We start from the raw sequence: 14,090 nt of genomic DNA on the forward strand, positions 1-14,090 counted from the left end.
CCGGCATTGGCCATTCGAACGAAGCACCCGGTGCGCGGCGCGGCCTAGCGTCGATCACACATCGACCGGAAGGACGCGATATGAGCGCCGAGCTGCACACCCGTGCCGTCGTGGCGGACACGCACAACGACCTCCTGATGGCCGTGGTCGAACGACCACCAAGCCGGTGGGCGAGTTTCTTCCGGGAACAATGGCTGCCCCAGCTTCGCGAGGGCGGGGTGGACATCCAGGTCCTGCCGGTGTTCGTGGACGACCAGTTCCGTCCGGAGGGCGCGCTGCGGCGGACGCTGCGGATGGTCGAGTGCGCGCACGCGATCGCCGAGGGCAACCCGGACGAGGTGCGGCTGTGCCTGGACGGCGACGACATCGACGCGGCGCTGGCCGCCGGCAGGATCGCGCTCGTGCTCGCGTTGGAGAGCGCGCCCGGCGTGGACGCCGACCTGGAACTGTTCCGCACGCTGTACCGCCTCGGCGTCCGGGTCGCCTCGATCGCGCACTGGGGTCGCTCCGCGCTGGGCGACGGCAGCGGTGAGGACGCCACCGGCAGCCGGCTGACCCACGCCGGTGTCGAGGCGCTGCGCGAGATGGAACGGCTCGGCATCGTGTTCGACATCTCCCACCTGGGGGCGGTCGGTGTCGCACACGTGTTGGAAGAGGCGACTCGTCCGCTGATCGCCACCCACTCGGGTGCCCGGGCGTTGTGCGACCACCACCGGAACCTGACCGACGAGCAGATCCGGGGCGTGGCCGCCACGGGCGGCGTCGTGTGCGTCAACTTCGTGCCCGACTTCCTGTCCAGGGACCGGGACCGGCAGAACATCGACGGGCTCGTCGACCACATCGAGCACATCATCGACCTGGTGGGTGTCGACCACGTCGGGATCGGCCCCGACTTCCTGCGCGAGGTGCTCGCCGACATCACCCCGCCGTGCTGCGAGGGCGTCGACTACACCGGCGTGGACGCCACCACCGAACTGCCCGGGCTGAACGGCCCGGCCGAACTTCCCGCGCTCACCGAGGCGTTGGTGCGGCGCGGACTGGGTGAGAAGGAGATCATGGCGATCCTCGGCGGCAATGTGCACAGGTTGTTCCGTGCCGAGCTGGGCCTGGCCCGATGAGCGGCGCGACGGCCGGTTCGACGGCCGGTGCACCCGTGTTCGACACCGACGCGATGCTGGCCGACCTGGCCGAGTTGGTGCGCTGCGAGTCCTTCTCCGCCGACTTGGCGGCGGTGGCGCGCAGCGCGGACGTGGTCGCCGCCCAGGGTGCGCGTCACCTCGGCGTGCAGCCGCGCCGGATCGTGCTGGACGGGGTGACCCACCTGCAGTGGACGTTCGGCACCCCGCGCGTCCTGCTGGTCGGGCACCACGACACGGTGTGGCCGATGGGCTCGTTGGCCACCCACCCGTGGTCGGTCGTGGACGGGATCGCCCGGGGGCCGGGTGTCTTCGACATGAAGGCCGGTCTGGTCCAGATGTTCCACGCGCTCGCCTCGTTGCCCTCGCTGGACGGCATCGGGGTGCTGATCACCGGCGACGAGGAGGTCGGCTCGACCACCTCGCGCGCCCTGATCGAGGACTCGGCCCGCGGCTGCGCGGCGACCTTCGTTCTGGAGGCGTCCGCCGACGGTGGGGCGCTGAAGACCGGGCGCAAGGGCGGCTCCCAGTACGAGTTGGTCGTGCACGGCAAGGCCGCGCACGCGGGCCTGGAGCCGGAGAAGGGCATCAACGCGGCGATCGAGGCCGCGCACCTGGTGCTCGCGCTCGGCGGCCTGGCCGATCTGGCGGACGAGGGCGCCTTGGACGGATGGCGCACCACGGTGACCCCCACGGTGGTCGAGGCGGGCGCGGTGTCCAACACCGTCCCGGATCGGGCCCGGGTGACCGTGGACGTCCGGGTGCCCACGATCAAGGCCCAGGAGCGGGTGGACGAGTTGATCCGGGCGCTGCCCACGACCGTGCCGGGTGCTCGGCTCGAGGTGCTCGGCGGTCCCAACCGACCCCCGCTGGAGGAGAGTTCCTCCAGCGCGCTGTTCGACCTCGCGGACCGGGTGGCGAGCGGCAGCGGTCTGCCGCCGCTGCGTGCCGCGGCCGTCGGGGGTGCCTCCGACGGCAACTTCACCGCCGGCGTCGGCTGCCCGACCCTGGACGGCCTGGGCGCGGTCGGCGGCGGTGCGCACGCCGACCACGAGCACGTGATCGTGTCCGAGTTGGCGCCGCGCGCGCTGCTGCTCGCCGGTCTGATCGAGGCGGTCCGATGAGCGCCGTGGTCATTCGGGAGCTGCACGAACTCCACGAGCTCGAAGACGCGTTCACCCTGTTCTGCGAGATCTGGGGGACCGGACCGGGTAACGCGCCGATGTCCGTCGAACAGATGCGCGCACTCTCGCACGCCGGGAACTACGTCGCCGGGGCCTACGCGGAAGGGCGTATCGTCGGCGCCACCGTCGGGTTCTTCGGCGCTCCCATCGCCCGCACGATGCACTCACACGTCACCGGCGCCCGCCCCGGCCACGCGGCCGGGTTCGCGCTCAAGCTGCACCAGCGCAACTGGGCCCTGGCCCGCGGCGTGACCCGGATCACCTGGACCTACGATCCGCTGATCCGGCGCAACGCCCACTTCAACGTGACCAAGCTGGCCGGTCGCCCGGACGGCTACCTGCCCAACTTCTACGGCTCGGTCGACGACGCGATCAACGGCGGTACCGACACCGACCGCGCGCTGGTGATCTGGGACCTGTCCGACCCCAGGGTGGTCGCGGCCGCGAACCTTACGCCGATCCCGGTCGCGGTGCCGGCGGGTGCGGTGGCCGCGCTGTCCGTCGAGGGCGACCTGCCGGTCCTGGGCCGGACGGACGCCGACCACCTGCTCGTCGAGGTCCCCGCGGACATCGAGAAGTTGCGGCGCACCGACCCCGGCGCCGCCAAGGACTGGCGGATCGCCCTGCGCGAGGTGCTGGGCGGCCTGCTGGCCGACGGCGCGCGGGTGATCGGCTTCCAGGACAAGTCCCGCTACGTCCTCACGCGCGACACCGCCGCGTGACCCCCCAACGATCAGGAGTCCAGGCACCATGAAGATCACCGGAATCGAACTGCGCCGGATCGCGATGCCGTTGCGCGCGCCGTTCCGCACCTCCTTCGGCGTCGAGACCGCACGCGACATCCTGCTGCTCCGCGTGGTCACGCCGGAGGCGGAGGGGTGGGGCGAGTGCGTCGCGATGTCCGATCCGCTGTACAACTCGGAGTACGTGGACGGCGCGGTCGACGTGCTCAAGCGCTTCTTCATCCCCGCGCTGCCGGAGCGGGTGGACGCCCTGTCGGTCAAGCGGGCGCTGAAGCCGTTCAAGGGCCACAAGATGGCCAAGGCGGCGCTGGAGACCGGCGTACTGGATGCCCAACTGCGGACCGCAGGACAGTCGTTCGGATCGTTCCTGGGTGCCTCCCGGGACCGGGTGCCGTGCGGGGTGTCCGTGGGGATCATGGACTCGATCCCGCAACTGCTCGAATCCGTCGGTGAGTTCGTCGACGAGGGCTATGTGCGGATCAAGCTGAAGATCGAGCCGGGCTGGGACCTGGCGCCGGTGCGCGCGGTGCGCGAGCGGTTCGGCGACGATCTGCTGCTGCAGGTGGACGCGAACGCCGCGTACACGCTGGCCGACGCGCGTCAACTGGCCAAGCTGGACGCGTTCGACCTGCTGCTGATCGAACAGCCGCTGGCCGACGACGACCTGGTCCAGCACGCCCAATTGGCCAAGCAGATGCGCACGCCGATCTGCCTGGACGAGTCGATCGAGTCGGTCGAGGACGCCGCGGCGGCGATCACCCTGGGCTCCGCGTCGATCATCAACATCAAGCCCGGTCGGGTCGGCGGCTACCTGGAGGCCAAGGCGATCCACGACCTGTGCGTGGCGCACGGCGTACCGGTGTGGTGCGGCGGCATGTTGGAGACCGGGTTGGGTCGGGCCGCCAACGTGGCGCTCGCCGCGCTGCCCGGCTTCATCCTCCCCGGCGACACCTCGGCCTCGCGTCGCTACTACGCCACCGACATCACCACGCCGTTCGAACTCGCCGACGGCCACCTCGATGTGCCCACCGGCCCCGGCCTGGGCATCGACCCGATCGTCGACATCCTGGACTCGGTGACCACGTCCAGCGAGTGGATCAAGTTCTGAGACACCCCGACGGCGCCCGGTCGTTCGACCGGGCGCCGTCGGCACCCGAATCGGTACGAAGGCATCCGCCGGCCGGGCGTCGCCGTCCGGGGATCGGTCCTCGGCATCCGCATCATGAGACGCGTTGGACGGCGCGGGGCGGGTGTGCCAGGTTCGACGTCATGCGACGTCGGATGATTATTACCGGCAGCGTGCCGACACCGGGCTGACCAGGACGACCACTTCCCTGCGGCCCACCGTCCGCACGCAGACCTCTCGCGCTTCGCGAGGGGTCTTTCTGTTTTCCCGGCCCGGCCCCGCCTCCGACGCTCGTCGACGCCACCCGATCCCCCGCACAGCGACAGGAGAACAGCGACTCATGGTTGACGACGGCACCCAGGTCCTCGAAGCCCCCCGGTTCGTGGGGCCCGCCCCGAGCCTCGCCGATCCCGCTCCGAGCCTCGCCGATCCGGCCCCGGCCGCAGCGCCCGCACCGCTCGCCGCGCCCGAGGGCGACGCGGTCGATCCCGTCGGCGAGACCGCCCGGTTGGTGGCCCGGATGCGCCACGGCCACGGCGTGCTCGCCCGGGTCGCCACCACGCTGAACAACCACGGCGTACGCCGACTCACGTACGTGTCCACCGAGTTCGGGGCCGCCACCGTGGAGGTCACCGTGCTCGCCCGGGACGCGGCCCGGGTCGAGGCGAGACTGCGCCGGATGGTCGAGGTGGTCGAGGTCGACCGGGTAGCCGCGACCTGACCGGCGCGCGTGCGTAGGTTCACCCGCTCCCGCCGACCACCTCGCGATACGTCCCCCAGGGCGGGCGGTTGGTATGGATTGACATGAATCGACCAAGATCTCCATACTGCCTGTGTAGTCACATGGCTACACATGGAGACCGGGTCTTCGGGCGACCGCAGGTGCTCCGCCCGCTTCGGAGACGTGTCGGGTTCGACCTCGGCTCCGCGCCCGACCCTCGGAGAACTCGTGCTCTACGGCAGCGCATTGCGAGACGACCTGGCCGGCACGCGGACCACGCCGCTGGTCGGCATCCATGACATGTACTCCGCGTCCTTGGCGGCGAGCCACTTCGACGGCTTCTTCGTCTCCGGCTTCGGCTTCGCCGCTTCGTACTACGGGCTGCCCGACATCGGCTTCATCGCCTGGCCCGACATGGTGGCGTTCGTCGAACGCCTGCGCCTCGCCTTTCCCCGGCAGCACCTCCTGGTCGACATCGACGACGGGTACGGCGATCCGGAGGTGGCCTGCCATGTGGTGCGGCGGCTGGACCGGGCCGGGGCGTCCGGGGTGATCCTGGAGGATCAGGCGCGGCCCCGGCGCTGCGGTCACGCCGACGGCAAACTGCTGCTGCCGCTGGACGACTACCTGGACAAGCTGACCCGGGTCCTGGACTGCCGCGGCGACCTGGTCGTGGTCGCGCGCACCGACGCCACCGAGCCGGACGACATCCTGCGCCGCGCGAAGGCGCTGGCCAAGACCGACGCCGACGTGGTCCTGGTGGACGGCGTGCGCAGCGTCGAGTGGATCCGCCGGATCCGCGCGGCGGTCGCGGACAAGCCGCTCCTGTTCAACCAGATCGCGGGTGGCAAGTCGCCGCGCCTGTCCCTGACCGAACTGGCCGACCTGGGCGTGGACGCAGCGATCTACAGCACGCCGTGCCTGTTCGCCGCGCACACCGCGATCGACACCGCGCTGGCCGAACTGATCCGGTCCGACGGCCGGTTGCCCGCGCCCGACGGCCCGGCCGCGGTCGGCGTCCGAACCGCCACCGAGCTCCTGGAACGAAACCTCGGCACCCGATACCCGGAGTGACCGAACTTATGTGACCTGGATCACGCACCAGGTCATGTCACGTTCTGCCGACCCTTCCCGTCCACGGGGGCAAACAAGGAAGGGAAGGACCATGACACAGCGCATCCTGGTGATCGGGGCCGGTTACGCGGGCATGACCGCGGTGCTCGGTGTGGCCCGGCGCACCCGCAAACACGACGTCCGGATCACCCTGGTCAACCCGATCGGCCGGTTCACCGAGCGGCTGCGGCTGCACCAGCGGGCCGCCGGCGAAGAGCTCGCCGATCTTCGGATTCCCGACATGCTCCGCGGCACCGGAATCGACTTCGTGCAGGCGCGGGTGACGCACGTCGACGCGGCCGGCCGTACCGTCCGGCTGCACGACGACCGGTCGATCGGCTACGACACCCTCGTGTACGCGCTCGGCAGTGTCGCCGACACCGTGACGGTGCCGGGTGTGCGCGAACACGCCTTCACGCTCGACAGCGCCGCCGCGGCCGGCCGGCTGGCCGAACGTCTCACCGAGCTCGACGCGACCGGCGGCACCGTGGTCATCGGCGGCGCCGGCCTGACCGGGATCGAGGCCGCGGCGGAGATCGCCGAGAACCACCCGGCCCTGCGGGTCGTCCTGCTCAGCCGGCACGAGCCCGGCGCGATGATGGGCGCCAAGGCGCGCGCCCACCTGCACGCGGCCCTCGACCGCCTCGGCGTCCGGGTCCGCACCGCCACCACGATCGTCAAGGTGCTCCCGGACGCGGCCGAACTGGAGGACGGCGAGCTCGTGCACGCCGACGCGCTGCTGTGGACGACCGGGGTACGGGTGTCGCCACTGGCCGCCGAAGCGGGTCTCACCGTCGACGAGCGCGGCCGGATCGTGGTCGATCCGACGCTGCGCTCGGTCTCCCACCCGCAGGTGTACGCGATCGGCGACGCGGCGGCGGTCCGCCAGACGTACGGCGTCATCCACGGCACCTGTCAGAGCGGCATCCCGACGGGGGCACACGCCGCGGCGTCGATCGCCCGGCAGGTGGAGGGCAGGGAGCCCGAGGCGTTCCGGTTCGGGTACATCCATCAGCCGGTGAGTCTGGGACGCCACGACGGCGTCATCCAGTTCACCCACCCCGACGACACGCCGCGCCGGTTCGTCCTGACCGGCAGGTGGGCGGTGATGTACAAGGAGTTCGTCAGCAGCTCGCCGTGGAAGTCGTTCCGCCTGCTGAAGAGGATCGGCGGAGCCGTAAAGTGGCCGACCGGAGGCCGGGCCACTCGTCGGGCACGATGACCGAGGGGACGAGGGAGACACGTGGTCGACGCGGACGTGTTCGAGGACCACCGCAACCTGCTGTTCTCGGTGGCCTACCGCATGCTGGGCAGCGCGGCCGACGCGGAGGACGTCGTCCAGGAGGCGTGGCTGCGCTGGTCGTCCGCGGACCGTTCCGATGTGCACGACCCCAAGCCGTACCTGGTGCGGATCGCCACGAACCTCGCGGTGGACGCGCTGCGTTCGGCCCGGGTGCGCCGGGAGACCTACGTCGGCCCCTGGCTTCCCGAGCCGATTTCGACCGGTCCGGACGTGGCCGAGAACGCGGCGCTGGCCGACTCGGTGTCCCTGGCGATGCTCGTCGTGCTGGAGTCGCTCTCCGAATTGGAGCGGGCGGTCTTCGTGCTCCACGAGGTGTTCGGCTTCCCCTACGCCGAGGTCGGTACGGCGATCGACCGGCCCGAGGCGACCGTCCGGCAACTGGGCCACCGCGCCCGCGAGCACGTGCGGGCGCGCCGACCCCGGTACGCGGCCGACCGGGGCGCCCGCAAGGCCGTCACCGAGAAGTTCTTCGCCGCGACCACGGGCGGCGACATCAACGAACTCATGCAACTGCTCGCCCCGGACGTCACGATCTGGACCGACGGCGGCGGCAAGGTCCGCGCCGCGCTGCGCCCGATCGTCGGCGCGGACAAGGTCGCGGCCTGGCTCGCCGGCGTCACCAAACGCCCGTACGAGGGCGTCGACCTCGCCGACATGGTGCCCGACCTGGCCGAGATCAACGGCGAGCCCGCGCTGCGGATCAGCGCATACGGTCGGGTGGTCACGGTGATCGCCCTGGAGACCGGCACGGACGGCCTCATCCACGGCATCCGCATGGTGGCCAACCCGGACAAACTGAGCCGCGTCTGACCCTCGCGGACGCGGCGCTCCGCGCCCTTTCGGTGCCGGTGCCGGGGCCGGGTGCCGAGCACCGGTTGCCGGGTGTCGCGTCTACGGCTGTGTCGGCGGCAGGCGCAGGAGTTCGGTCACGGCCGAGATGCTGTGTTCACCGTGGCCCGCCTCGGCCGTGCGCCGCACCAGGTCGTGCAGTGGCGCGAGCCAGGACGTGTCGACGTTCGTCTCCTTGGTCAAATCCTCGTCGTGGGCCGCTCCGGCGATGAAGAGGTTCACGGTGGCGGCGGCGTCGGTGTAGTCGCCGCTGTCGATCTCCTGGGCGAAGGTCGGCAGCAGCGACTTGATCATGTCCAGCCACTTGCCGGCGAACCGCACCGTGGTGTCGGCCCGAAGCCCGCGGGCCTGGACGGCGGCCGCGCCCTGGAAGAAGCCGACGAGCGCGGGGAGCAGGATCGCACCGACCGCCATCTCGTACAGCGCGGCCAGGTCGGTTTCGTCGCCGAGGTGGACGGTGTCGCCACCCAGCACCTTCAGGGTCGCCTCGTGCTCCTCGAAGACGGATCTGTCGCCGCTGTAGTACAGCAGCGTGTCCGGCGCCCCCACGGCCGCCGGTACATTCTTGACCGCCCCGGCCAGAAAGCGGGCGCCGTGCGCATCGGCCCAGGCCGCTGTTTCGCGGGCACCGATCGGGGAGCCGCTGTTCAAGGTGACCAGGGCCCGCCCGCGCAATGCCCGCGCAGCGGGTGCCAGTGCGCCGAGCGTGTCGTCGAAGGTGGTCAGGCAGGTGATCACGAGCGGACTCGCCGCGACCGCGTCCGCCACGGCCTCGGCGTGGACCGCGCCCGCGGCCACGAGGGCGGCGGCCTTGCCCGGCGTACGATTCCACACCGTCGTCGGATGGCCGGCGGCGATGAAGGCCGCGGCCAACGCGCGGCCCATCGAACCGAGCCCGATCACGGTCACGGGCGTGCGATTCTCGTCGGCCATGTGCGCTCCACTCCACGTCGGTGTCGCCGGTAAATACGAACGAGCCTGTGCGCGCCGCCGGTCCGGGTGAACTCGGCGCGCCGCTCGCTTCCATGCTGGAGGAGCACATGCGGTCCCTCAAGTACCTACATTCTTGTCGGGTACTTACATTTTGGTAAGGATGGAGGATGAAGCCGAGCCGGGCCGTACAGGTCGCGGCCAACAGGCCGAACGTCCAGGGAAGTCCCTCGTCCGGACCGGCAATGTGCCGCAATCGCACGTGGCACGAGGTCCTCCTCGATAGGTTTTCCTCGTTTCCCCATGGGAGGAGTTCGGTCGGTATATGTCTCAGCCACAGGGCCCGCCGACCGGATCGCCGAGAAGTCAACTGGCCAAGGCGACGCCTCCGGAAGTGGACAGCGACAAGCTGCGTCATGTCGTCGCCGACACCTATGCGAAGCCGGGCGACACCGGGACCTGGGTCGGCAATGGCAAGTCCGCCGCGGCCCTGCGTGCCGAACTGCACGACGGGCGACCCACGGGCCCTCCGGGTCGAGAGCTCTTCCACGCCGTCGATGCCGTCGACCTGCTCGGTCGATATCGCAAGGCGCTCCGGGAGCCCGGACTCTCGGCCCGGGACAAGTCGGTCATCCTGGCCGAGTCCGGCGAGCTGTACCGGACACTTCAGATGCGCGACGTGGCGGGTGGCATCACCGCGTGGCTGCACGCCAATCCGGAGCGCGCGAACACCATGCTGAACGCGGTCGAGTCGGTGAAGGCCGAACCCGAGCTGGCGTCGGTGACGGGGTCGCGTTTTCTCACGTCCACTTTCAAGCGCCCCGCCCTCGAGGCGGTGGTTCCCGACATGGGTCTGATCGCGGATCTGCGGCGCCACTTGGCCAGACCCGAACCGCAGAACCTCGCGTCCGAGGCCGCGCGCGTCGCGGCCCGGGGCATGGGCCGGGCCGCGGCACTGATCGAAACCGCGCGGGGATCCGAGGCCCTGCGCCCACAACCGGGACGCAGTGGCGGGCTCGCGGCTTCGAACGATTCGACCAGGAAACGCGGACGCAACGGCCCGGAGGCCGACCCCTGACGGTGCCCCCGCACCGCGCCGTGCGAGGCCGCGCGGGATCCGCGGCCGGTCGAACGATACGATCTCACCGCAAATGCCGCTTCGGGCACCGTGGTTCACGTGATGGGAAGAGGGCAGGACGTGCCGGAGTCTCGCGAGCCCGCGTTGACGTTTCGAGGACTGTTCGACTGGTTGTGGGAACGGCTCCCGGAGGCGCGCCCCCACCTTGCCGAGCTGAAGGCGGACGCCGAACTCGACGCCGTGCAGGAAGGCCGCGTGATCCCCGACGCCTCCGTCGGTTACCTGCTCAATCCGTACGGCATCCTCTCCGACGCGCTCTTCTGGCCCGTGATCGTCCCGGCCGTCGAGACCCGGAACGGCGACCTGCTGGCGCGGACCGCAGCGATCGTGGAGGCCCTTCTGGCCGCCGCCGACGAGGACATCCGCGACGCCGCCGACCTGCGGGTGGTCTCCCCGCTGCTCGGCCACGCCGAGTACTGGTCGATCTTCCGCCACGTCGCGGGCCCGCGCCTCCTGGCCATGACCACCCGAAGCTAGGACCGGCCCAAGCCGGGACCTGCCGAGACAGACCACCGACCCACTCACGCCCGTCGGCCCGGCCCGGCCCGGGGACGGGTCAGTAGCCGCGTTGTGGGGTGCGATGCGGTGAGTTCTTCAGGTCGCTGCCCGCGCCCAGAGTCGTGGCGCGTGGGTGGGCGACCTGGGTGGTTCGGTTCACGGAGGGGTTCGATCCGCGGGCCGGTGTCATGCCGGTGGCAGCGATCCCCGCAGAGCCGGAGCCGAGAGCGGGAGCGGGGGCGGAGAGAAACGGGGAGGGGATCTTGTCCGCCGGGACGCGCCCCCGCGTTGCGGCGGTCGAATCGGTTCCGAAGACGTCCGGGCCCTGCTCCAGCATGCGTCGACTCGAGGTGTGTTCGCGCGGCGCGTGGTGTTCCACCTCGTCGTCCAGGGCGTCGCCTTCCAAGACCTCGGTGCCCTTGTACTCCGGCTCGGTGACGCGGTCGATGTCCGGGACATCGCCGTCCCGATATACGTCCGGCCCGACATTTGCCTCGGTAGCCGTTCCCCGACGATTGTCCGTGTACTTCGGCTCCATGTCGTAGTCGATGTCCGGAACATCGCCGTCCAGATATTCGCCACGCCGGGGACGCGCCTCGGCGGCGGCCCCCCGACGGCGACGGCGATCCGACGACGAATCACGAATCTCGGGCACTGGAGGGGTCCTTTGGTCTCACGGATCCGGGATCTTCGCCACCGGTACGGGTTCGACCACGATATCCCGCGGTGCTCGCGGGCCGGCCGAATCAGCGGGATCGGCACCGGGTTCGGCGGATATCGGACGAGACGAAGCATCGATCCCGACGCCTGCCGAATCGGCCCGGGTCGCCCGTTCGCGGCCGGGTTCGGTGGGGCTACTCGGGTGTCGGGGCGACGCGGTGCAGTTGTTTGCGGTCGTAATAGGTGGTCATCGCGAAGCCGAAAGCGAGGCCCGCCAGTGCGCCGAAGGCGATGCCCGCCCAGGCCCGGGTCAGGCCCGCGTCGGCGCGGGCGTCGAAGTACAGGATGGCGCGTACGCCGTCGCTGAGTTGGCGCATCGGCTCGAACGCGGACAGCACCCGGTAGAAGCGCGGCAGCGCCTGGAGCGGGATGGTCGCGCCGGAGGACGGCAGCGCCAGCACGATGAACACGAACATGCTCACCAACTGGCCGATCCCGCCGAAGGCCGCGTTGATCGCCTGGACGCCCAGCCCCACCGCGGTGCTCGCGCAGATCGAGAAGACCCACAGCAGGGGCAGGTGGGACGCGTCCATGTCCAGGATGCCGATCGTGGCGAACATGATCAGGGTCGCGGTCAGCACCGACAACACGGCCGATATCACGCACTTGACCGCGAGTTGATGGGTGCGGGTGATGTGTACCAGTGGGCGTTCGGTACGCCACGGGCCGATCTCACTGGCCACGTAGCCGAGCCCGACGTCGACCCCGTTGCTGATGATGTTGCCGCCGAGGAAGCCGGCCAGTACCAGCAGGAGCGTGTAGTAGAACGCGGTCAGCCCCAGTCCGCTGCGGGGGGCGATCGGGTGGCCCACCGCGACGGCGACCGCGATCGGGTCCGCGAGCAGCAGGCGACCGGCCGTGGTGGTCTGCCCCGGAGCCGCCTGCGGCGCGCCGGTCAGCGTCGCGCCGAGCTGCAACGAGGCGGCGTGCAAGGCCTGTTGGGCGATCGCGGTGGACAACGAGGAGGCCAGGCTGCCCGCTCCGGGGTTGGTCAGTAGGTTGACCGTCGGGCGGGTCGGCGCGGCCGGCGCGGGCGTGTTCAGGGCGGCCACCGACGCGGTGAAGTCGGCCGGCACCACGATCGCGCCGTACAGCTTGCCCGAGGCCATCCGTCGGCGTGCCGACGCCTCGTCGAGAACGCGCCAGGACACCGTGTCCCCGGGGTCGGGCGCGGCGGCGATGCCGGCGATGATGCGCGCGCCCAGGTTCTCCGTCCCGCCCGCCGACGGCACGCCCTGGTCCGCGTTGACCAGGCCGATCGGCAGGCGGTGCAGGTCCCTGCGCGGATCGAGGATGCCGCCCATGTACAGGATGGAGAGCAGGAAGGCCAGCAGCCCCACGATGACCGAGGGCATCACCCAGATCCGCGGGTTGCGCAACACCCGCGACGCACCCACCCAGGGGGTGGACTGGTTCGATGCCATCACTCTCCAGAGAAGCCGAGGGGCGGGCCGACCACCCGCGCCGGGTGCGGGCGGACACGGTCACCGTGCGCGAGATGGTCACCCCTTCACCGCCCCCCGAAACCCCACCTGCGCGAGACGAGCGAACCCCCTTGCGCCCGACACCCACCCCACCCCCAACGACTCCGGCGACACCAGGGCCCCGCCCCGCCGCCGGCGGCGGGCACGCGAAAGCCTCGCTCCCGGCGTGGGGCGCCGGGAGCGAGGCCGTTGTCGGTCGCGTGCGATCAGGAGATGGTCACGTCGTCCACGAGGAACGTGGTGACGAGTGACGAGTCCTCGGAGCCCGCGAAGGTGATGGTGACCGTCTGCCCCGCATAGGCGCTCAGGTTCACCGTGCGTTGCACGTAGGCACCGGTGGCGCCGACGTTGGAATAGGTGGCCAGGGTGGTCGAACCGATCTTGATCTTGAGCGTGTCGTAGACCGTGTTGCCGGTTTCCCGGGTGGTGGTCTTGATCCACGCGCGCAGGTTCGGCGAACCGGCCGGGATCGTGACGTTGGCCTGGCTCAGGTTCTCCGTGGCCGTGGAGCCGTAGCCCATCATCCACGCGTACCAGGAGCCGCCGTGCGCGGAACCCGGGTTGCTGTTGGTGATGATGTTGGCGTTCTGCGTCCAGTTGGCGGTGCCCGCTTCGAAGTCACCGTTGCGCAGCGCGTTGCCGGGCGGGCCGCTGCCCACGGTCAGGGTGTACTGGGCCGTGTGCGTGGCCGTTGCGCCGGTACCGGTGACCGTGATCACGTAGGTGCCGTTCGCCGCGTTCGCCGCCGCGGTCGCGGTCAGCGTCGAGGACGCGCCGGACTGGATGGAGTTCGGGGTCAGGGTCACGGAGACGTCGGTGGGCTGACCCGACGCGGTCAGCGCGACGGTTTGCGCCACACCGGAGGTGACGGTCGTACTCAGCGTCGACGAGACCGAGTTGCCGGCCTGTACGGTGCCCGAGTTCGGGCTGAGGGTCATCGAGAAGTCGTTCTGGCCCGGGCCGCCGGTGCAGGTGGGGTCGTTGGGTTGGGCGGGGACGCTGACGGCGTCCCAGGCGGCCTTGGTCTTGTTGAACAGGGCGCAGGTGGGGTCGAGGGTCTTGGCCGAGTTGAGGGTGGCGGTGCGGTACTTCTTGTAGGTCATGCCGCTGGTCTTGAGCAGCATGCCGCCGTAGAAGATCTTGCC

13 protein-coding genes and 1 pseudogene are annotated in these 14,090 nt (G+C 70.6%); 10 read left to right on the forward strand and 4 right to left on the reverse strand.

Annotation, left to right across the window (positions count from 1 at the left end; translation table 11 throughout):
* The first annotated feature begins 80 nt into the window (after nucleotides 1-80).
* The 8 genes from ACIBSV_RS03810 (at nucleotide 81) to ACIBSV_RS03845 (ending at nucleotide 8,136) form a co-directional block, all read left to right on the forward strand.
* Nucleotides 81-1,118, forward strand: a complete 1,038-nt coding sequence (locus tag ACIBSV_RS03810) for a dipeptidase (RefSeq protein ID WP_395859287.1) — start codon at nucleotides 81-83, stop codon at nucleotides 1,116-1,118.
* The gene (locus ACIBSV_RS03815; protein WP_395859288.1) at nucleotides 1,115-2,260 is read left to right on the forward strand and encodes a M20 family metallopeptidase; all 1,146 of its coding nucleotides are present in this window, start codon (nucleotides 1,115-1,117) and stop codon (nucleotides 2,258-2,260) included. Before ACIBSV_RS03810 ends, ACIBSV_RS03815 begins: the two co-directional genes overlap by 4 nt.
* On the forward strand, nucleotides 2,257-3,042 hold the full coding sequence (locus ACIBSV_RS03820) for a GNAT family N-acetyltransferase (protein ID WP_395859289.1): 786 nt from the start codon (nucleotides 2,257-2,259) through the stop codon (nucleotides 3,040-3,042). The genes ACIBSV_RS03815 and ACIBSV_RS03820 overlap by 4 nt, the downstream gene beginning before the upstream one ends.
* 28 nt (nucleotides 3,043-3,070) lie before the next feature.
* The gene (menC, locus tag ACIBSV_RS03825; RefSeq protein WP_395859290.1) at nucleotides 3,071-4,171 is read left to right on the forward strand and encodes an o-succinylbenzoate synthase; all 1,101 of its coding nucleotides are present in this window, start codon (nucleotides 3,071-3,073) and stop codon (nucleotides 4,169-4,171) included.
* 358 nt (nucleotides 4,172-4,529) lie between these two features.
* Entirely contained in the window at nucleotides 4,530-4,910 is a 381-nt protein-coding gene (locus ACIBSV_RS03830) for a hypothetical protein (RefSeq protein WP_395859291.1), read from the forward strand.
* 228 nt (nucleotides 4,911-5,138) lie between these two features.
* Complete coding sequence (locus tag ACIBSV_RS03835) at nucleotides 5,139-5,984, forward strand: oxaloacetate decarboxylase (RefSeq protein ID WP_395859292.1); 846 nt, start codon at nucleotides 5,139-5,141, stop codon at nucleotides 5,982-5,984.
* Nucleotides 5,985-6,075: 91 nt separating this feature from the next.
* Entirely contained in the window at nucleotides 6,076-7,245 is a 1,170-nt protein-coding gene (locus ACIBSV_RS03840) for an NAD(P)/FAD-dependent oxidoreductase (RefSeq protein ID WP_395859293.1), read from the forward strand.
* Nucleotides 7,246-7,266: 21 nt separating this feature from the next.
* Entirely contained in the window at nucleotides 7,267-8,136 is an 870-nt protein-coding gene (locus ACIBSV_RS03845) for an RNA polymerase sigma-70 factor (RefSeq protein WP_395859294.1), read from the forward strand.
* 81 nt (nucleotides 8,137-8,217) lie between these two features.
* On the opposite strand, the gene ACIBSV_RS03850 is transcribed toward ACIBSV_RS03845, so the two are convergent.
* Complete coding sequence (locus ACIBSV_RS03850; protein ID WP_395859295.1) at nucleotides 8,218-9,108, reverse strand: NAD(P)-dependent oxidoreductase; 891 nt, start codon at nucleotides 9,106-9,108, stop codon at nucleotides 8,218-8,220.
* Nucleotides 9,109-9,430: 322 nt separating this feature from the next.
* Between ACIBSV_RS03850 and ACIBSV_RS03855 the strand changes: the two genes are divergently transcribed.
* The gene (locus ACIBSV_RS03855) at nucleotides 9,431-10,183 is read left to right on the forward strand and encodes a hypothetical protein (RefSeq protein ID WP_395859296.1); all 753 of its coding nucleotides are present in this window, start codon (nucleotides 9,431-9,433) and stop codon (nucleotides 10,181-10,183) included.
* Nucleotides 10,184-10,303: 120 nt separating this feature from the next.
* Nucleotides 10,304-10,720 (forward strand): hypothetical protein, encoded by a 417-nt coding sequence (locus tag ACIBSV_RS03860; protein WP_395859297.1) that lies wholly within the window; start codon nucleotides 10,304-10,306, stop codon nucleotides 10,718-10,720.
* Nucleotides 10,721-10,799: 79 nt separating this feature from the next.
* Here ACIBSV_RS03860 and ACIBSV_RS03865 read toward each other — a convergent pair whose 3' ends face one another.
* The 3 genes and pseudogenes from ACIBSV_RS03865 to ACIBSV_RS03875 all read right to left on the reverse strand — a co-directional run.
* A complete protein-coding gene (locus ACIBSV_RS03865) occupies nucleotides 10,800-11,396 on the reverse strand; it encodes a hypothetical protein (protein ID WP_395859298.1) in 597 nt (198 codons plus the stop codon).
* A gap of 199 nt (nucleotides 11,397-11,595) precedes the next feature.
* The gene (locus ACIBSV_RS03870; protein WP_395859299.1) at nucleotides 11,596-12,885 is read right to left on the reverse strand and encodes a YhgE/Pip domain-containing protein; all 1,290 of its coding nucleotides are present in this window, start codon (nucleotides 12,883-12,885) and stop codon (nucleotides 11,596-11,598) included.
* Between the two features lie 266 nt (nucleotides 12,886-13,151).
* Nucleotides 13,152-14,090 (reverse strand): annotated as a pseudogene (locus ACIBSV_RS03875) (hypothetical protein); the annotation flags it as partial.

This window comes from Embleya sp. NPDC050154 (assembly GCF_044460165.1).
Classification (GTDB): Bacteria; Actinomycetota; Actinomycetes; order Streptomycetales; family Streptomycetaceae; genus Embleya.